Source organism: Rhodococcus sp. H-CA8f (genome assembly GCF_002501585.1).
GTDB lineage: Bacteria > Actinomycetota > Actinomycetes > Mycobacteriales > Mycobacteriaceae > Rhodococcus_F > Rhodococcus_F erythropolis.
On sequence record NZ_CP023720.1, the window covers coordinates 5,818,774 to 5,837,499 of the forward strand.

21 protein-coding genes, 1 tRNA gene and 1 other RNA gene are annotated in these 18,726 nt (G+C 61.0%); 12 read left to right on the top strand and 11 right to left on the bottom strand.

Annotated features, from left to right (window positions below):
- The first annotated feature begins 98 nt into the window (after nt 1-98).
- On the top strand, nt 99-1,007 hold the full coding sequence (locus CPI83_RS27030) for a LysR family transcriptional regulator (protein ID WP_097387991.1): 909 nt from the start codon (nt 99-101) through the stop codon (nt 1,005-1,007).
- 7 nt (nt 1,008-1,014) lie between these two features.
- On the opposite strand, the gene CPI83_RS27035 is transcribed toward CPI83_RS27030, so the two are convergent.
- From CPI83_RS27035 to ffs, 4 genes are all read right to left on the bottom strand, one after another.
- Complete coding sequence (locus CPI83_RS27035; protein ID WP_019746526.1) at nt 1,015-1,596, bottom strand: HhH-GPD-type base excision DNA repair protein; 582 nt, start codon at nt 1,594-1,596, stop codon at nt 1,015-1,017.
- An 18-nt stretch (nt 1,597-1,614) separates the two neighbouring features.
- Nucleotides 1,615-2,970 carry a glycosyltransferase 87 family protein gene (locus CPI83_RS27040; protein WP_020968199.1) on the bottom strand — a complete coding sequence of 452 codons (1,356 nt, stop codon included), beginning with the start codon at nt 2,968-2,970 and terminating at the stop codon, nt 1,615-1,617.
- Between the two features lie 98 nt (nt 2,971-3,068).
- Complete coding sequence (locus tag CPI83_RS27045) at nt 3,069-4,361, bottom strand: aminotransferase class I/II-fold pyridoxal phosphate-dependent enzyme (RefSeq protein ID WP_019746524.1); 1,293 nt, start codon at nt 4,359-4,361, stop codon at nt 3,069-3,071.
- Between the two features lie 42 nt (nt 4,362-4,403).
- Nucleotides 4,404-4,503, bottom strand: an RNA gene (gene ffs, locus CPI83_RS27050) — signal recognition particle sRNA small type.
- Between the two features lie 136 nt (nt 4,504-4,639).
- On the opposite strand from ffs, the gene CPI83_RS27055 reads away from it, so the two are divergent.
- Nucleotides 4,640-4,727 (top strand) — tRNA-Ser (locus CPI83_RS27055).
- Between the two features lie 56 nt (nt 4,728-4,783).
- Here the strand turns inward: CPI83_RS27055 and CPI83_RS27060 are convergent.
- Genes CPI83_RS27060 through CPI83_RS27065 form a run of 3 tightly spaced genes read right to left on the bottom strand, consistent with a single transcriptional unit; the run spans nt 4,784 to nt 6,131 of the window.
- Nucleotides 4,784-5,215: a YbaB/EbfC family nucleoid-associated protein gene (locus CPI83_RS27060; protein ID WP_157920629.1), complete on the bottom strand. Its 432-nt coding sequence runs from the start codon at nt 5,213-5,215 to the stop codon at nt 4,784-4,786.
- Nucleotides 5,212-5,781, bottom strand: a complete 570-nt coding sequence (locus CPI83_RS30795; protein ID WP_157920630.1) for a hypothetical protein — start codon at nt 5,779-5,781, stop codon at nt 5,212-5,214. The genes CPI83_RS27060 and CPI83_RS30795 overlap by 4 nt, the downstream gene beginning before the upstream one ends.
- 59 nt (nt 5,782-5,840) lie before the next feature.
- Nucleotides 5,841-6,131, bottom strand: coding sequence for a hypothetical protein (locus tag CPI83_RS27065; RefSeq protein WP_097387993.1), 291 nt, complete (start codon nt 6,129-6,131; stop codon nt 5,841-5,843).
- A 396-nt stretch (nt 6,132-6,527) separates the two neighbouring features.
- On the opposite strand from CPI83_RS27065, the gene CPI83_RS27070 reads away from it, so the two are divergent.
- On the top strand, nt 6,528-7,346 hold the full coding sequence (locus CPI83_RS27070) for a pentapeptide repeat-containing protein (protein WP_097387994.1): 819 nt from the start codon (nt 6,528-6,530) through the stop codon (nt 7,344-7,346).
- Between the two features lie 9 nt (nt 7,347-7,355).
- Here CPI83_RS27070 and CPI83_RS27075 read toward each other — a convergent pair whose 3' ends face one another.
- Nucleotides 7,356-7,664: a DUF6191 domain-containing protein gene (locus tag CPI83_RS27075; protein WP_007731580.1), complete on the bottom strand. Its 309-nt coding sequence runs from the start codon at nt 7,662-7,664 to the stop codon at nt 7,356-7,358.
- A 133-nt stretch (nt 7,665-7,797) separates the two neighbouring features.
- Between CPI83_RS27075 and CPI83_RS27080 the strand changes: the two genes are divergently transcribed.
- Both CPI83_RS27080 and CPI83_RS27085 read left to right on the top strand, forming a co-directional pair.
- A complete protein-coding gene (locus CPI83_RS27080; protein ID WP_019746521.1) occupies nt 7,798-8,469 on the top strand; it encodes a response regulator transcription factor in 672 nt (223 codons plus the stop codon).
- 39 nt (nt 8,470-8,508) lie between these two features.
- Complete coding sequence (locus CPI83_RS27085; RefSeq protein WP_046377798.1) at nt 8,509-9,288, top strand: helix-turn-helix domain-containing protein; 780 nt, start codon at nt 8,509-8,511, stop codon at nt 9,286-9,288.
- A 22-nt stretch (nt 9,289-9,310) separates the two neighbouring features.
- Here the strand turns inward: CPI83_RS27085 and CPI83_RS27090 are convergent, their stop codons facing one another.
- Together CPI83_RS27090 and argE are read right to left on the bottom strand one after the other, a co-directional pair.
- Entirely contained in the window at nt 9,311-10,600 is a 1,290-nt protein-coding gene (locus tag CPI83_RS27090; protein WP_092765385.1) for an MFS transporter, read from the bottom strand.
- Between the two features lie 26 nt (nt 10,601-10,626).
- Nucleotides 10,627-11,814, bottom strand: coding sequence for an acetylornithine deacetylase (gene argE, locus CPI83_RS27095; RefSeq protein ID WP_097387995.1), 1,188 nt, complete (start codon nt 11,812-11,814; stop codon nt 10,627-10,629).
- 111 nt (nt 11,815-11,925) lie between these two features.
- Between argE and CPI83_RS27100 the strand changes: the two genes are divergently transcribed.
- The 5 genes from CPI83_RS27100 (at nt 11,926) to CPI83_RS27120 (ending at nt 16,159) form a co-directional block, all read left to right on the top strand.
- Complete coding sequence (locus tag CPI83_RS27100) at nt 11,926-12,993, top strand: Lrp/AsnC family transcriptional regulator (RefSeq protein WP_225989443.1); 1,068 nt, start codon at nt 11,926-11,928, stop codon at nt 12,991-12,993.
- A gap of 51 nt (nt 12,994-13,044) precedes the next feature.
- Nucleotides 13,045-13,605 carry a TIGR03086 family metal-binding protein gene (locus tag CPI83_RS27105; protein WP_080910602.1) on the top strand — a complete coding sequence of 187 codons (561 nt, stop codon included), beginning with the start codon at nt 13,045-13,047 and terminating at the stop codon, nt 13,603-13,605.
- Nucleotides 13,606-13,656: 51 nt separating this feature from the next.
- A complete protein-coding gene (locus CPI83_RS27110) occupies nt 13,657-14,265 on the top strand; it encodes a TetR/AcrR family transcriptional regulator (RefSeq protein ID WP_019746515.1) in 609 nt (202 codons plus the stop codon).
- 1 nt (nt 14,266) lies between these two features.
- Nucleotides 14,267-15,163, top strand: coding sequence for a tRNA glutamyl-Q(34) synthetase GluQRS (gene gluQRS, locus CPI83_RS27115; protein WP_097387996.1), 897 nt, complete (start codon nt 14,267-14,269; stop codon nt 15,161-15,163).
- A gap of 255 nt (nt 15,164-15,418) precedes the next feature.
- Nucleotides 15,419-16,159, top strand: coding sequence for an EAL domain-containing protein (locus CPI83_RS27120; protein ID WP_097387997.1), 741 nt, complete (start codon nt 15,419-15,421; stop codon nt 16,157-16,159).
- Nucleotides 16,160-16,187: 28 nt separating this feature from the next.
- Here the strand turns inward: CPI83_RS27120 and CPI83_RS27125 are convergent, their stop codons facing one another.
- Nucleotides 16,188-16,841, bottom strand: a complete 654-nt coding sequence (locus CPI83_RS27125; RefSeq protein ID WP_097387998.1) for a DUF4190 domain-containing protein — start codon at nt 16,839-16,841, stop codon at nt 16,188-16,190.
- Nucleotides 16,842-16,971: 130 nt separating this feature from the next.
- On the opposite strand from CPI83_RS27125, the gene CPI83_RS31430 reads away from it, so the two are divergent.
- The gene (locus CPI83_RS31430) at nt 16,972-17,694 is read left to right on the top strand and encodes an RDD family protein (RefSeq protein ID WP_020968189.1); all 723 of its coding nucleotides are present in this window, start codon (nt 16,972-16,974) and stop codon (nt 17,692-17,694) included.
- 340 nt (nt 17,695-18,034) lie between these two features.
- Nucleotides 18,035-18,649: a hypothetical protein gene (locus CPI83_RS27135; RefSeq protein WP_019746510.1), complete on the top strand. Its 615-nt coding sequence runs from the start codon at nt 18,035-18,037 to the stop codon at nt 18,647-18,649.
- The last annotated feature ends 77 nt before the right edge of the window (nt 18,650-18,726 follow it).

The following is an 18,726-nucleotide window of genomic DNA, read 5'->3' on the forward strand; positions in this document are numbered from 1 at the left end:
TCCAGCGTCCTTGAGCCACCATCGCTCCGGTAGGGCGATTTCTACCATCACGACATATCAGATCGATATGGAATAGATGCTGGGTATAGCCTGTCTGCATGACCAGAAGGTGGCCCGACCTCACCACACTCGAGCTACTCGTCGGCATCGATGATCACGGAAGCCTCAGTGCTGCAAGCCGTCTGGCTCACATCGCACAACCGAATGCCAGCCGCGCCGTCAAAGCCCTCGAGCGGCAGCTCGGGATGCCACTCATAGACCGAAGGTCGACGGGGGCGACTTTGACTCCGCAGGGGACCGTCATCGTCCACTGGGCGCGCCGCGTCCTCGCCAACTCGAAGCAGCTTCTCGACGTCGCCGAAGGGATGCGGACCGAACGATCCGCGGAATTGACCGTGTGTGCCAGCATGACCGTCGCCGAACATCTGATCCCGGCCTGGCTCGGCGTCTTTCGATCACTGCATCCTGGTGTCACCGTCCACCTTCAGGTCTACAACTCGACACGCGTACTCGAAGCCGTCGAAGTAGGAATGTGTGACCTCGGATTCGTCGAGTCACCGACCGTTCCGAAGAGCCTGCCCAGCGTCACCGTCGCGCGTGACTCGCTGGTCGTGGTCGTTCACCCGGATCATCCATGGGCGCGTCGACGAAAGCCGCTGACCGTCGCCGAACTGGCAGCGACACCGCTGCTGGTGCGTGAGCCCGGATCGGGAACCAGAACGACTCTCGACCTGGCGTTACACGAATACGAGCGCGGTGCACCGTTGTTGGAACTGGGTAGTTCGGCCGCGATTCGAACCAGCGTGCTCGGTGGCGTCGGCCCGGCGGTACTGAGCACGCTGGCCGTCGAGGACCAGGTGAAGCAGGGAGAACTTCGGGTCGTAGCCGTCGAAGGCTTGGAACTCGACCGATCCCTGCGTGCAGTGTGGCGCCCGCCGCGTCAGCTCGAGGGCCCCGCAGGCGACCTGATGAAAGTAGTGCGTGCGAGCGGGTCCCGGAAATCCTGAAAGTGGCTTACTTCTTGTCGGCCTTCGCTGCGGCCTTTGCGGCCTTCTTGAACTCGCGGACCTCGAGCAAAGACTGTTCGTCGACCACGTCTGCAATCGAGCGCCTCGAGCCCTCGAGCCCGTAGTCGCCGGCCGCTTGGCGCCAACCTTTCGGCTCGACGCCGATCTGTTTTCCGAGCAACGCCAGGAAGATCCGGGCTTTCTGATCCCCGTAACCGGGTAGGGCTTTGAGCCGCTTCAGCACTTCCTTGCCATCGGGATTTCCCGAAGTCCAGATCGCCGCGGTGTCGCCGTCGTAGTTCTCGACGATGAACTGGCACATGAGCTGGATACGCTCGCCCATCGACTTGGGGAATCGGTGCACAGCCGGAGGCTCGGCACAGATGGCGATGAACTCGTCGGTGTCCATGTCGGCGATACGCCTGACGTCGATACCGCTGAGCCGATCCGCCAGCTTCTTCGGACCGAGGAAGGCCGTTTCCATCGGAACCTGTTGATCGAGAAGCATTCCGATCAACAACGCCAACGGGTCCTCGGCCAGGAGGGCATCCGCTTCGGGGTCACCGACAAGGTTCAGTTGAAGTGCCATGAGTCCGATACTGCCACGTCAGGCGGCAGTTGTGACCGGCGCCGACGCATCCGGAGCCGGAATCTTCCACTTCTTCCAGCCGAACAGAACCAACGTCGAGACCGCGGCAAGCGTGAAGACCCAGAGGTAGACGCCGACGGTCGGAATCCGCAGATACTCGGGTGGCACGAACATGAACAGGCCCATTCCGACAAAGCGATCCGTACCCGGAATGACCGACGGGTCCCACCAGGTGTGAGACCAGTTCAAGACTGGGAGCAGGAAAACGAACGGCGCCACCCACGCCCAGCGCTTCTTCGACACCATCGCGTAGTGCGCGGCGAGGACGACCAGCGGGACGAACCACACCCAGTGATGACCCCACGAGAACGGCGAGACAGTGGTCGCAGTCAACCCCGTCATGGTGAGGCCGAGCAATTTCTGGCCGTGCCGGTGAGCAATCCACGCGGCACCGAGTCCGAGGCATACTGCCAGCGCACTGAAGACGAGGACCAGGACCCGCGACGGCGTCGGAGTGTGAGTGAGCTGAGCAATCAGACCGGACACGGACTGGTTGCTCGGAGCATCCGTCGGTCCGACGCGTTCGCTGTCGACAAGAGTGCCGGTCCAGTACTTGTACGCATCGTTGTAGATCACGACGAAACCAATCGCGACGGTCGCCGCGAACGTCACGACGGCCGTCACCAACGCACGCCATTGACGAGTGATGAAGAGGTACGCCCAGAAGAAGGCCGGAGTGAGCTTCACACCGGCGGCGATGCCTGCCCCGATTCCTCGGAGCCGACTCTTCTCGTCCCGACCGAGGTCCCACACGATCAAGAGCAGCAGGAAGATGTTGATCTGCCCGAGCCAGAGCGTCGTACGTATCGGTTCCATGAACAGAAAGATCGTGGTGGCCAACGCACTGACGGCGTAAGCCTTCACGTCGAGCCGATAACCGAGGTACTTCCAGCACAACACGATCACTGCGAACAACGCAGCGATGTTCAAACCCGTCCACACGACAATCGCCTGTTTGAACGAGAGCACCGCCCACACCGTGAACAGCAAAGCCGCAAACGGGGTGTACGTGAACATCATCCCTTCCAGGACTGGCCCGTCGTACAACGGAAGGCCCTGAACCACAACGCTGCCGCCGTGGCGGTAGACGTCGAGATCGAGGAAATTTTCGAAGATCCCCCAGTACCGCGTATTCATCGGCACGGCGAAAAGAACCATCAGCACGGACGCGACTGCCAGAACACCGAGCACAGAGAATCCGAGAACACCGACACGGAGACTGCGTCGCGGTATGTCAGCTTCGATGACCGACTCTGATTTCGCGGTGTGCGCCTCGAAAGAGGGTCCATCCGAAGCGTTGATCGCGCCCGTCACTACAACCTCCGGGATTTACACCCTATGTCGGGAATTGATGCTCCGAACGGTACAAGACGAGACCGAAAAGTACCGACCGGGCACGCCGCTTAGAGAACTCAGATCTCGGAGAGACGCGATTCGGTGGCTGCGAGCAGGACACACGTCGCCACGCCGTCCATGGCAACTTCGAGTTCAGCCGTGGACGGGAAGCTCGGGGCCAACCGGATGTTCCGGTCGTCCGGATCCGTGCTGTACGGGAAAGCCGATCCGGCAGCGGTGAGCGCGATACCCGCGTTCTTCGCCAGTTCGATGACGCGCTTGGCCGTGCCGTCGACCACGTCGAGGCTGATGAAGTATCCGCCCTTCGGCTCGGTCCAGGACGCGACCTTCGAAGCACCGAGACGATCCTCGAGGATCCGCAGTACGAGCTCGAACTTGGGTGCGAGGAACGCGCGATGCTTCTCCATGTGCGCACGAACGCCGTCGGCATTGCCGAAGAAACGCAGGTGGCGAAGCTGATTGACCTTGTCAGGTCCGATGCTCTTCTTACCCAGGAACTTCTGGTACCAGGCAAGGTTTTCCGCCGAGCTACCGAAGAAGCTCACACCAGCGCCGGCGAAAGTGATCTTGGACGTCGACGCGAACACGAGCGGACGGTTGGGGTGTCCGGCCTCCGCTGCCATCGAGAGAATGTCGTAGGAAGGTGCGGTCTCGCCGACGAGAGGATGCACGGCATATGCGTTGTCCCAGTACAGGCGGAAGTCCGGCGCGGCCGTCGGCATCGACGCGAGCGTCCGGACAATTTCTTCGGAGTACACGGCGCCGGTGGGGTTCGCGTAAACCGGAACCGCCCACATGCCCTTGATCTGCGGATCTGACGCAACAAGTTCGGCGATCTTGACGACATCCGGGCCGTCGTGGTTCATCGGCACCGCAATCATCTCGATGCCGAGGGACTCGGTGATCGCGAAGTGGCGGTCGTAGCCCGGTGCGGGGCAGAGAAACTTGATCTTCTCTTCCTGTGCCCACGGCCGGGCCGAATCCGGAGTGCCGTGCAGCAGTGAGAACACGACGTTGTCGTGCATGATCTCGAGGCTCGCGTTGTTGCCGGCGAGAAGGTTCGCAACGGGGATACCCAGCAGCTCACCGAAGATGGCGCGCAGTTCCGGCAGACCGGTGAGTCCGCCGTAGTTACGACAGTCGGTGCCGCTGCCGTCACGGAAGTCACCGTCGCCGGGCAGCGTCAGCAGCTCTGCGGAAAGGTCGAGTTGTTCCGGGGAAGGCTTACCGCGGGTCAGATCGAGTGCGAGCTTCTGCGCCTGGAGCTGCGTGTACTTCGCGCTCTGGCTCTCATGCTCGGAGGTGAGTTCTTCATGGCTCATCAACCCGATCTGGGTTTGGATAGGCATCCGGAGCGGCCTTTCACCGACGAGGCGGGGTCGGGTATGTGAAAAAAATAGAGGACCCCGCGCACCCGGCAGAGCCCGTTGACCCTTGCTGCCTTCCGGCCCTGGGGGAGTTCACAGGATGCGCGCCGCGCGGGATCCAATGAACAGTGTAGACGGCTTTCGTCGGCCGCTGCACACCACCTACCGGGGTGGAGATGCAAACCCTGAGATCCACCGGTTCTTCGCAGGTCAGGTACCCGTTTAACGCTTCACGCCTGCAATTGGGTATGCTGCTCCACGGAGGATTCGCCTAGTGGCCTATGGCGCTCGCCTGGAACGCGGGTTGGGTTAACGCCCTCAGGGGTTCAAATCCCCTATCCTCCGCCAAAGGAACCCCTGTGAACTGCTGAGAAGCGGTTCGCAGGGGTTCTTTTTGCCCGGGCTCAGGCACGTCGCATAAACGAACCGCCGTCGAAGGGTAGGTCGTCGTCGACTGACGCGCGGTCGGCTCGTTTCACCACGTGAGGTTCAGGTGCGGCCGGCGCCTGATCGAACGCGTCCACTGCATTGAAAGCATTCATTGCCCTGGCGACGCGAGGGTCACGGAGGAGTGGGGCGCGTAGTTCTTGCGCGGCAGACGCTGCTGACGCAGAAGCGGTTCGGTGGGCCGCTGCGATCGAGGCGGAGAGCGCAGCCGCGCCGGCCCGGAGACCGCCCTCGGTCAGTTGCAAGTCAGTGATCGCGCCGTACGCGTCGACCTCGACGCTGACTGCACCACCTCCAGCATCTGCGCGGGCGCGAACCTTCCCGACCTCGGCGTCGACTTGGCGAGCGAGGACAGTCAACTCGGGAAACGAGGACGCGGGCCCGGTCAAGGTTGATCGATCTGCACGGGCGCGTTCGGACGATCCGATGCATCGGGTCGGGGGAAACACGGCGACGACCCGGTCAAACTTGCTCCCCGCGCGTACTCCTCCAGAACCATTCGATATCCATCCGGCAAGATTGTCTCGGTGCTCGTCGAGTCCCCAGCGGAGTCGTACGTTCGAAACTTCCAGCCGCGCTCAGTCCACAGATTGCGAATCGGATCACCGAAACCTGGGATGTCGGCGGTTTCAGTTGAGGTGAGGAAGTACGTCACGCCGTAGTCCACGGATGTGTCCTTCGACAGATTGCTGTCATTGCACGGGACGGTGCCACCCGGATCGAGGGTGACCTTCTGGTTCAGTTCGGAATACCGCGTCAAGTAGGCGCCCGGAGGCAGTACCGTGATCGTGTCCGTCATGTATTCGATCACCTTGGCCTGTGCCTGCATGAGGGTCAGATTCAAGTTGGCTTCCATCACTTTCCCGTTCTCCGTCGTCGTACACGCCGACAGCAGGATTGCCACCGCGATACTGCACATGCCGAGTGATTTACGGCGTCGCGTTGCGTTGGTCATGGCGCTCCTAGTCCGGCGATCACGTGGCCCATCCCGGCAAGAGCCGGGTTGGTGCGTTCCTAATACTCGCTGTGTGCGACTGGGCTGGGGAGCTCGCCCAACAGACCCGCGTCGATCCCGGTTCCGGGTGCGGACTCGATGACAGTGGCACCGAATCCGATCAGCGGAAGATCGTTCGCGGGGTTCGCGCCATGCGAGAGACCGCCGAACACGTCCCCGATCATCGGAACCGGATCGTTGGCCGCGGCGGCGGCGTACACGTGGCCACCGACATGTTCCGGGGCTTCCCACGAAGAACAGATCATTCGCGTCCATTGATCGTCCGTCCGAGGCGCCGCAGCGCCGATCACGGTCGATCCGTAAATGTGTCCGATGACCGTGTTGCATTAATGCGTGCCGTCGTGGGATGCACGCAGTCCGTCTTGGAATCGATCCAGCGATCCCGCGCCGCCGTCGGCGTACCCGTCGAGCCCTGCTTGTGGAATCGTTTGCGGCGCATCATATCCACACGAGGCCATCACCGAAGTCGACCCGAAAGTTCCGGCCTTTCCAACGCCTTTTGCCCCGAATCCAACCGCCGCCCGCTTGCAGTACTTCGTTCCCCACCCAAGCCCCCCGGCTTCGAATCGACACGCGAAAAAGCAGCGTAGCAGCGCATCGACTGCTTCAGAACCACGAAAATTCGTTTGACAGACTCACGAACTCGAAGCCAGACTTTCCGTCCAACCCAACAATCGGGAGTACGCGTGCTTGCCGGCCAGACCAATCTGCTCGCGGATTGCAGCAGTTGCTTCGGCCTGTGCTGCGTCGCACTCCCCTTTTCCAAGTCCTCCGACTTCGCGACCAACAAGAATGCCGGCGACCCCTGCAAGAACCTGCAGCAGGATTTCCGTTGCGGCATTCACACCGGATTGCGAAAGAAGGGCTTCACCGGTTGCACCGTGTACGACTGTTTCGGTGCGGGACAGAAGGTTTCACAGCAGACCTACGACGGCATCAGCTGGCATGATGCCCCGGAGACCGCGTCAGACATGTTCGAAACGTTCCCTGTCGTACGCCAGTTGCACGAACTGCTCTGGTATCTCGCCGAAGCCCGCTCGCTGAAGCAAACCCACTCGATACGAAAGGAACTCGACGCTGCACTCGCAGAGACGGAAAGCCTGACTAACGGCACGCCTTCGCAGATTCGAGCCGTCGACGTCTCAGCACACCGAGCGACTGTCAACACACTGCTCTTGCAGACGAGTAACCTTGTGCGCTCGCCGATCTCAGGCAAGAAGGGTCGCAAACTCGACCACCGCGGCGCAGACCTCATCGGAGCCAAGTTTCGTGGTTCCGACCTACGTGGGGCCAACTTTCGCGGGAGTTATCTGATCGGTGCAGACCTCCGCGGCTGCGAACTCGATCGCGCCGATCTGATCGGTGCAGACTTGCGCGGCACCGACATTCGCGGCGCAAAACTCCGCGGCAGTATCTTTCTCACTCAGTTCCAGATCAACGCGGCGGTTGGCGATTCGGCTACCACACTCCCCGATTCACTGACCCGCCCCAGCCACTGGGCCTGAGCCCGACTGTCAACTCCGTCGACGGAGAACGACCTTGTTAGCTTCCGGATCGACGGACACCCACGGCGGGTCACCGTCGGTTCCGTCCTCACGATGCATCAACGCGCTCTGCCGCTGTTCGAATTCATGATGCTTGGACCCCTGAAACAGGGCAGCAACCTCTTCGAAGCCCGCAGCCGAGACCGGACGAGTCGTGCGCCCCCTGGTCCACGGCAGTGCGCGGCCACCGGTAAGCCGGTTCCAGAGAGTCTCGGCGAACGCGAACAGAACCAGCAGCACGAGCAAGCCTGGCAGCGTCAACGCGAACAAAGTGCCCATGAAAGAAGTCTAGCGACGAACGACCCAGGTTCCCTCAACTTTTGATCAGCCACCTTGTTGTGGCCATGCGGTGGATGATCTGCCAGAATGCAAGCTGTTACGACTAGTAACACCTTCGGGGGGAGGATTTCACGTGAGCTTGATACTTGCAGCTACCGACCGTTCGGAGCTTGCCCAGACACTCGGGGCCGAATTAGTACATTTTGGTCATCAAACACAGCTCGTCCGCACCGGGCGCCGCCTACTCGACGACCTGGACACCGACAGTTTCGATATCGCCGTGATCGATCTCTTGTTGCCGGACATCGACGGCTACGAGATTGCACGACAGATCCGCTTGCGCAGTTCGATGCCGATCATGATGTTGGTGGATACCCACGAGGACATCGACGAAGCACCACATGGCGCTGTCTCGGACTTCGTACTGAACCCGATCGATTCTCACGCGCTCGATCTTCGGGTCACCGCGATCCTTCGTGAAACCGCGCATCCCGCCGCCGGAAAACACCAACGTCACGGTGACCTGCTCCTCGATCGACGTGCAATGACGGCGACGATGGGCGGAAAGCTGCTCGTCCTCAGCCGGACCGAATGGCGGGTACTCCTGGAACTGTCGACCGAGCCTGGGCGCGTGTACTCGCGTGATCATCTGATCCGAAACGTCTGGGGTTCCGACCACGAAAAGACACGTGTGGTCGACGCGACCATTCTCAGCTTGCGGTCCAAACTCGAATCCAATCCCGCGAAACCGAAGTACATCAAAACCATCCGGGGGTTCGGATATCGCTTCGGCCCGGTCGAATGAACTCGCCTTCGTGTCGGTGGCGCTCGATAGGCTCTTGTCATGGGTTGGTACACACCACAATCGGTCGCCCCGGATCTCTCCGACATCCTGGTGTGTGGCTGGACGGCGTGCGCAGAAGGTGAACACCTGCTCGTGCCCGATGCTTGCATGGACGTGCTGTGGATACGTGGCGTCGGCATACGCGTCTGTGGCCCCGAAACCGCTGCATGGTCATTCACTCTTCCGCCCGGAACACGCTCCGTGGGTGTTCGATTCCGCCCTGGATCGGCATCGCCGATGTTGCGAACCTCGGCGTCCGAGCTTCGAGATTCTCGCGCTGACCTCAGCGCTGTAACCGACGCACGCACGGAACGAATACTGTTGAACCGCTTGGAAAATTCCGAAGACCACGAACAAGTCTCGATCCTCGAAAGCGCTGTCCGGAGTTGGGCAAGTTCGAGTTTCCGTCACGATCCGGTGATCAACCACGTCCGCACCGCACTGTCCGAACATTCGTGGAATGTCAGCACTCTCGCCGACGCGGCGGCACTGACTTCGCGCCAACTCCAGCGTCGATGCAACGACGCCTTCGGATACGGCCCTGCAACGCTGCGCTCGATCCTGCGCCTCCAGCGTTTCATGGCGCTCGCTCGCAGTCGACCCGCACTGGGCCTCGCTGAATCCGCAGCCCACTGCGGATTCAGCGATCAGGCCCACTTGACGCGTGAATGCCGCCGAATCTCTTCGCTGACCCCGGCAGCTCTACTGCGAACCCAAGCCCCCGACTGGCACGGGTCGGATACCGTTGTCGCGCTGGCAGAGGGAGACGCGGTCGCATGATCGCTACCGCGCTCCCCCGCCGTCACTTCTGACTGAAAAGCGTCCTGGCAGACCACAGCCCGCCGAGGGAGAGCACTGCGACCGTCATGTAGTAGTAGCTCGGAGCGTCGAGCGAGCCTGTTGTACTGATCAACCAGGTCAAGACCAACGGCGCGATTCCGCCGAGCAAGGTCACGCCGAGGTTGTACGACAAAGACATCCCGGTAGCCCGGATCTCCGCCGGGAACAGCGAACTCATCAAGGCAGGCAACGGGCCGAAGGCAAACGCCATGATGACGCCCAGGGCCGAAACAACCAGGACGAGCGTCAAAGTCGAGGGGTGATCGACCATCAGTTTGAAGAGCGGCCAGGCCAGGACGATTGCCGCAACGGCGGCCCAGGTCATAACTCTCGCAGGTCCGACCCGGTCTGCAAGATGACCGATCAACGGCACGGTGATCAAGGTGACCAGTCCGGCGACGATTCCGCCGAGGTAGCCGGCAGAGGCGGATACTCCGAGGTTCTTCACGGCAAACGTCGGCATGTACAAGATGAGGTAGATCGAGATCGTCGCGACGCCGACTACTGCGGCGCCGGTCAGCACCCGGCCGAGATGCCTGGTCAGCGTCGTCTTCAGCGGGGCCTTTTCCGGGACGCTCGTCTTGAAATCGTCCGTTTCATCGAGCTTGGCGCGGATGTAGAGACCGACCGGCCCGACGATGATGCCGAAGAAGAACGGAACGCGCCAGCCCCATGAGTAAAGCGCTTCATGCGAGAGATGGGTATTGAGCACGTATCCGAACAACGATGCCAGGAAAACCGAAGCACCCTGGCTGGCAACCTGCCAGGAAGAGTAGAACGCCTTCTTGTGCGGTGCAGTTTCCACGAGGAAGGTTGTAGCAGTACCGAATTCACCGCCTGCGGAGAATCCTTGAATGAGTCGCGAAACCAGGATGACGACGCCGGCCCACGGCCCGATCATCGAGGTCGTCGGCGCCACCGCCATGATGAACGTGCCGATCATCATCAGCATCATCGTCAACGTCAAGGCGTTCTTGCGCCCGCGACGGTCGGCATAGCTTCCGAGAACCATCCCGCCAAGCGGCCGGATGACGTATGAGATCGCGAACGTCGCGAACGTCAGTATCAAGCCGAGAGTGTTGTCGCCGCCGGGAAAGAAGTTATGGGCGATGACCACTGCAAATGATGCGTAGACGATGACGTCGAACCATTCGAGCGCAGCGCCGAGCGAACTGCTGATCACCGCCTTGCGAGCAGCGGCCAGGCGTTCCGGGGTGACTGCTCCGGAGGTTGGCGTAGTTGCCGTGGACATGGTTTTCCTTAGGGGGTGAGGGTGGGTCAGGCGCGGGCGTGAGCGATGACGTTCCGAACGAACTGCTCGCACTGTGCCAATTGGTCAAGTGTCACGTACTCGTCAGGTGCATGCGCCTGAGTGATGCTTCCCGGCCCACACACAACAGTGGGGACACCGATACTCGCGAACATCCCGGCCTCGGTGGCGTACGCGACCTTTTCGTCCGAGGGTCGACCACCCCATTGTTCGACCAGTGCGGCCGCCGAAGCATTCGCATCCGTCTCCAGGGGAGGAACCGAGGCCGACACGTGCATCGTCACGGAGGCTGACGGGTTTTCTTCCTGCATCAGGTTTTCGATCCGATTCGCCTCGGCGGCAAAGCGTTCGAGCAAATCTGCGGCGCCAGCTGAGCTGATGCTCCTGAATTCGAAAGTGATGGAGCAATCCTCGGGGACAGTGTTCACTGCGATCCCGCCGGATACGAGATTGACCGAGCACGTCGTCCAGGCCACGTCGAATGCGTCGTCGTACGGGCCGGACGCACGGAGCTCGTCGGCCGCGCTTCTGACGAATCGAATCAACTCCGCGCCGTATTCGATCGCGTTGACTCCTTGCGGAGTAAGCGACGAGTGCGCCGAAACACCATGCAGATCAACACGTATGACGTTCATCGACTTGTGTGCGCGAATGACCCGCATCTCCGACGGCTCTCCGACGACGCACACATCAGGGCGCAGGTTCCGGGAAACAACCTCCTCGACCAACCCGGCCGCACCGATGCAGCCGACTTCCTCGTCGTAGGAGAATGCAAAGTGAATCGGCTTCGCCAGCGGCCGAGCAACGATGTCGGGGATCGCCGCGACAACGATCCCGATGAACGACTTCATGTCGCACGTGCCACGTCCGTACAGACTTCCGTCGCGAATTTCGGGAGTGAAAGGGTGGCTGCTCCAGTCTTGATCGTCGACCGGCACTACATCTGTATGGCCGGAAAACATCACTCCACCGGCAGTGCTTCCGTCAGGAGGCGTGAATGTTGCCAACAGGTTCAGCTTGGAACCCTCGTCGTCGGAAACGAGTATCGGCTCGACCCCGTGGCGACGTAGTTCCGCGGCGATGAGATCGATCAACGGTCGATTGCTCACGGCACTCGTTGTATCGATTCCGATGAGGCGCTGCACCCAGTCGAGACTTCTCTCGGTTGGAACAGCGGACAACGTGGTGGACGACATCTGGGTTCTCCTTTCACAGCACGAACGCGGTGGGCACTTGCCACCGCGTTCTGCCCTTCGAGCATGAATGAAGTGATCCCAGACACAATGAAGATGCACGATACTTGCAACATGATCGAAGAAACGCAGGATTCCGCCGTGCTCGACGACGTCGACCTCGCCCTGATCAATTGCCTGCAACTCGACCCGCGAGCGTCGTGGCGCACGGTTGGTGACGCGCTCAAAGTTGATCCGGTTACCGTCGCGCGCCGCTGGCAACGGCTACAGGACTCCGGCACCGCCTGGGTCTCCGCGAGGGCAACCGGCCACGGCCGTCCGGAATCGTGTCTGGCTTTCGTGGAAGTCGACTGTACGACTTCGAACGCCTTGGCGATTGCGGAACGTCTTGCCCGCTGGCCGCAGGTTCTGAGCGTCGAACACACAAGCGGCCCAGGCGACTTGACTCTTCTCGTCGAGGTCAGAGACATGGCTTTCCTGTCGCGTTTCCTGCTTCGCTCACTCGCGTCGGTGCCCGGGATCGTCAGTTCGCGTGCGCACCTCGTCACCGAGGTCTTCGCGATCGGAGACGACTGGAAATTGCAGGTACTCGATGCCACGCAGCGGGCGGTGATGACAGACCGGCCTGTGCGCTACAAATATGCTCCGACGGATCAGCGCCATCACGGGAAGACTTTCGACGCGGTCGACCGCCAATTGATATTGAAGCTGGGCGAGGACGGTCGATCCTCGATTGCCGAGCTCACGGTCGGTACCGGCCTCAGCGAAAGTACGGTCAGGCGGCGACTTGCCGAACTGACGTCGCGCAACCAAATCGTGTTCCGCTGCGACGTGTCTCTACCGCTGTCCGGCTGGCCCCTCGTGACCTGGGTGTGGGGATATGTCGATCCCACGGACCGGTCGACGATTCGTGCTCTGGTGGAGCGAGTGCCTGGAACACGAGTGTGCATGCGGATATCCGGTGGACGCGCCAACACACTGCTCGCGATCGCCGCACACTCCCTTCGCGAAACTCCCATTACCGAAGTACAACTCGCACAAGAGGCACCGGGCCTGGTGGTGCTGAACAGGTCAGTGGTGCTGCGATCGATGAAGAGGGTGGGCCGACTTCTCGATGACGAAGGCAAGAGCGCCGGGGTCGTACCGATGGACATCTGGGCGGAAGCCCCGGAGATCGAGTGAATGTCCGAAATAATCAATCATGACGCGCCGCGGTGGAGAAGGATTGCTGTCATGACTTCAACAGAGATCTCCCCCGCCCAGCGTTATCGGGATCTGGCCGCCGGCTTCACGGCGCGGATCGACGCCGTACCCGCCGACCGCTGGGACAACGCTTCCCCCTGCGAGGGCTGGACCGCCCGCGACGTGGTGAGACACGTGCTCGACAGCGAACGAGACATGGTCAAGGTAGTCGGCCTGGAATTGGCACCCGGTCCGTCGGTCGACGACGACCCGTCGGCAGCCTGGGCGGCCGTCCGAGATTCGATGCAGGCCATTCTGGACGATCCGGCAAAGTCCACCCTCGAATACGACGGGCACTTCGGCCGGACCAACCTCGGGGCCACGGTCGAGGGGTTCTTGTGTTTCGATCTGGTCATCCACGGTTGGGATCTCGCAGCCGCGACCGGCACCGATACGACGATGCGTGACACGGACGTGGAGTGGGTGTCGGAGATCGCCGCGGGCCTCGGCGAGTCGATCCGTATGAGCGGTGTGTGCGGCCCGGAAATACAGGTTCCGGACAACGCTGACAAAGCGACGAAACTCCTTGCCTTCCTCGGCCGGAAGGCGTGAAAAAGCACCCCTGACGTGGGCATTACTTCCATACACATGTAATGTCGCGGTATGCCGGAACGCCGAAAATCCTCCACGAGTCCAGACCTGCTTGCGGCGGCATTGTTCGATGTCGCCGCGGAATCCGGACTGGAAAATGCCAGCGTTCGCGAGGTCGCAAAACGGGCGGGTGTCTCGATCGGCGCAGTGCAACATCATTTCTCGACCAAGGACGAGATGTTCGCATTCGCACTGCGAACACTCGTCGATCGATTGTTGACCAGACTGGCCGAATCGTCCGCCGACGCGGACCCGCATACCGCCCTGTTCCAGGCGCTCTCGCAACTCCTGCCCCTCGACGAGCAACGCACGCGTGAGGCGCATGTGCTCGCCGCGTTTGCCGTGCGCGCCGCAACCAGTGAGTCACTCTCCGAAATCCGCCGGACAACCCTGTTCACAATCCGCACCGGCATCTCGACAGTTCTGATCGGGATCGGAACTCCGGAAGCGGAAACCAGAGCGGCACTTCTACTTTCAACCGTCAATGGATTGGCCCTCGACGCACTCGGAAGCCCCGCCATGTATCCGCCGCAGTACCTCGATCACGCTTTGGAAACCCAGATCCGCCTCACCTTGCACGACGCCGAGAACCCGCTCGCCTCCGTCGGGCTCGCCAGCTGACGTGGCCGGAGCAGGACGCTTCGCGCCGAGCCCGTCCGGCGATCTCCATCTGGGAAACCTCCGTACCGCCCTCTTGGCCTGGCTGTTCGCCCGCACCAGCGGGCGCGACTTCCTCATTCGCGTCGAGGATCTCGACCGTGTCCGACCCGGCTCGATGGAGCGACAACTCGACGATCTGCGCAGGCTCGGCCTCACATGGGACGGCCCAGTCGTCTTACAATCGCACCGTCTTCCCTTGTACCACAACGCTATCGAGCTATTACGCGAGCGCCACCTGACCTATCCCTGCTTCTGCACACGCAAGGAGATCCTGCAGGCACCGTCCGCTCCCCATGCTCCAGACGGCGCCTACCCCGGCACGTGCCGGAACCTGTCGGCGGCCGAACGCGCCGAGAAATCGGCAAGCGGCCGATCCCCCGCGCTGAGGCTACGGGCCGACATCGATTCGTTCACCGTGCACGACGAACTGTTCGGCGAGGTGACGGGGCAAGTCGACGACGTCGTCCTGCTCCGCGGAGACGGCGTACCCGCCTACAACCTCGCCGTTGTCGTCGACGACGGTGCGCAGAACATCGATCAAGTGGTCCGCGGCGACGACCTCCTGACCTCGGCGCCGCGTCAGGCGCACCTTGCTCAACTGCTCGACATCGAACCGCCGTCGTACGCCCACGTTCCTCTCGCGTTGAACAGTGAAGGCAAACGACTCGCGAAGCGCGACGGCGCAGTGACTCTGGCCGATCAACTCGAGGCCGGACGCAGTGCCGAACAGGTCCTGACAATGATCGCGTCGAGCATCGGTCTCGCTGAACCCGGCGAAGTTGTCACACCACTCCAATTGGCGGATCGATTCGACTCTCGCAAGATCCCCCGAACCCCGTGGATTTTCCCGGCGAAGTAAGTGAAGTTTCAATCGACACCTCGTCGGGACAAAAGCTCGATTGTCCGATATGACAAAGCCGTCCGCAATAGCTATTCGTTGGCAATTCTCGATTAGTGAAGTACGGTCAAGACTGGCGAAGGAAATTCAGGGCGAGTAGTCCCTGCAAAACTACGCCCGGGATCTGAACCTGGGATCCGACCGCAGTACCCACTTGCAGCATCCACGCTGACACGCACGTGCGGCACGGGCGACTCAGGACGAAAAGGAATACGCATGGTCCGCGAGCTTCGCGAGGCACTCGACGACCATCAATTCGAGGTGTTGTATCAACCCCAGGTAAATCTGAACTCGTCAGCAATTATCAGCTATGAAGCACTTCTGCGGTGGCGCCATCCGCTTCGAGGGTTGATCGAACCCCAAGATTTCATGCGCTCCGCCGAATCCTCTGGGCTCATCATTCCCATCGGGCTGCAGGCTCTGGACATGATCTGTGCCCAAACAGCGTCGTGGCCTGAGCACATGATGGTCGCGGTCAACTTTTCACCTCGCCAACTCGCTACCCCGCACGCCGCTCACGAGATCCTCGGAGCGCTGGACAGTTCAGAAACCCCACTGAGCAGAATCATCGTGGAAGTCACCGAACTCGGCGTCGTGGGTCGGCATGCCGCCGAGACCCTTCACGTCTTGCATAACGAGGGAATTCGAATCGCGCTGGATGATTTCGGGGCGGGCTTCGCGTCTTTCTCCGCGTTGTCGGAATTGCCGCTCGACATTCTCAAGGTCGACCAATCCTTGACCTGGGCCGTCAGCGCAGCGGGTCGTGCTGGAGACCGCGCCTTCATGGTCATGGAGTCAATCGCCGACATCGCGCGGAAGCTCGGGCTTGATTCGATCGCCGAGGGCGTCGAAACCGCGGAACACGCAGCCAACGTCTTGCGAGCCGGCTGCGACATGGGCCAGGGCTATTACTTCGGGAAGCCACTTCCTGCGTCGTCCATAGTCACTCCCGTGTGAGCGCCAGCCACTTCAGTACGACGCCACTTCAGTACGACGACGATGCGCTCGCGATGAGTGCGACCACGAGAATCACGGCAAAAATGGCCAAGAAGGTTGCTCCGACCGCAATTCCGGCTATCGCAAGCCCGCGTCCCTCTTGACCTGTCTGCTTGATCTGATTGAGCGCGACGATTCCCAGAATGATTCCGATGATTCCGCCGAGACTGTAGAAGCAACCGCCTGCAAGCGATACCACCAACGACGCAATTGCGAGACCATTGGTGCCGACTGGCTGCATCGGCGGGATGTATCCACCAGCGAATTGGTTCGGTTGACCGTACGCATTCGGCGGTTGACCGTATTGGGGCTGTCCGTATTGAGCTTGTCCGTATTGTCCGGATTGCTGATATTGATTCGGCTGATATTGATTCGGCGGTCCGAAATTCTGCGGCGGCAGGTATGGATTGGGTTCACCAATTCCACCCGGCTGAGGCGTATTACCGGTTGGGTTGTACGACGGCGGCGGATAACCCGGGTACTGCTCGTTGGGAGTGGTATATCCGGGAACTTCAGGTGAAGACTGCGTTTCGGACGGGGACACGCCGTACCCCTCGGGCGGCAGGCTCGGAAATTCTCCGTATCCAGGTTTTGCCTGGTAATCGCTCGAAGAATCGTCGTTGTTGCCCCCGGAACTCGTCATACAACGCAGCCTAAACCACAGGTGACCTCCGAATCCAAGTGAGCAGATGTCATCCACATCGCTCTTTGATCCCAGTAGGGTCATATCCACTGTCACACTCGAGCGCGATATTTACGACTGAGGGGAACACATGACAACCGGCGGGTACGACCCCAACCAGAATCCAGAAGGAGGGAAGCAATTCCCACCCCAGGATCCATATGGCCAGCAGGGAACACCTCCTCCCGGAAGTTACCCACCTCCCGCCGGCCCCCCGCAGGGCGGTAGCTACCCGCCTCCTCCACAGGGCGGGAACTTCCCGCCCCCTCAGGGTGGCAACTACCCGCCGCCCGGTGGATACCCGCCGCCTCCGCAGGGCGGCAACTTCCCGCCGCCTCCGCAGTTCAACGACCAAGGTGCGTACGGCGGAGGAAATCGACTGCCCTCGGGTGCTCAGCCGGGTGATCTGTGGATTCGACTCGGCGCCCGCATCATCGACGGAATCATCGTCGGCATCATCGCCGCGATTCTGGCTCTCTTGGTCAGTGACTCCGACAGCTTGATTCTGATCTCGGGACTGTTCTCGGGAATTCTGACCTTCGCTTACTTCATCGCAATGGAAGTAACGCAGGGTCGGACTTTGGGAAAGATGATTCTGGGCCTTTCAGTGCACGGTCCGGGCGGCGCACCTCGCCCCTCCGTCCAGCAGTCTGCGATTCGCAACGCCTTCACGTTGCTCTCGATCATTCCGATCATCGGCGGAATCCTCGCGCTGGTCGCCTACATCGTCATCGCGGTCACCATCAACAACAGCCCCACCAAGCAGGGCAAGCATGACGAGCTCGCTGGTGGGACTCAGGTAGTCAAGGGTTAGGTAGACATATATGACAACCGGTGGGCAAGACCCCAACCAGAACCCAGAAGATGGGAAGCAATTCCCACCCCAGGATCCGTACGGCCAGCAGGGAACACCCCCTCCGGGGAGTTATCCTCCACCGGCCGGTCCTCCGCAGGGTGGAAGTTATCCCCCGCCCGGCGGCTACCCGCCGCCCCCACAGGGCAACTTCCCTCCACCCCCGCAGGGTGGAAGCTATCCCCCTCCCGGCGGAAACTACCCGCCTCCCGGTGGGTACCCGCCTCCTCCCGGTGGTGGCAACTTCCCGCCTCCGCCCCCGAATGACTACGGCGCAGGCTTCGGCGCCCCCCAGCTTTCTGTGGGTGCGGCAATTTCCTACGGCTGGAACAAGTTCAAAGACAACGCACTGGTCTGGATCGGGATCTCGATCATCGCTTTTCTGATCGCCGGACTCATCCAGGGTGCTTTCAACGGCTTCGACTACACCAATACCGAATTCAGCGCGCTGTCGATCGTGGGTGGATTGGTCACCGCAATCGTCGGCTACATCATCCAAGCCGCATTCCTTCGTGGAGCGTTGAGCGAATTGGACGGAATCAAGCCGGCTTTCGGCACCTTCTTCCAATTCACGAACATCGGTGCAGTTGTTCTCGGCGGTTTCCTTGTCGCCGTCGCCACCTATGTCGGTTTGGTTCTGTGCATCATTCCCGGCATCATCGCGGCGTTCCTGCTCTACTACACGCTGACCTTCATCGTGGACAAGAATCAGGATGCGATTTCGGGCATCAAATCGAGCTACGCGTTGACCTCGTCGAACGTCGGAACGTTGATCCTGCTGGCGCTCGCTCTGATCGGTATCAACATCATCGGCGCACTGCTGTGCGGAATCGGTCTTCTCGTGACGGCGCCCGTCGCGCTGATCGCCAGTACCTATGCATACCGCGTGCTGACCGGCGGCCATGTAGCTGCCTGATCAGTTCGTTTGCATCACCGAAGACCCTGCGGTTCCACGTGAAACCGCAGGGCCTTCGGTGTGTTCTGCGCAACTGG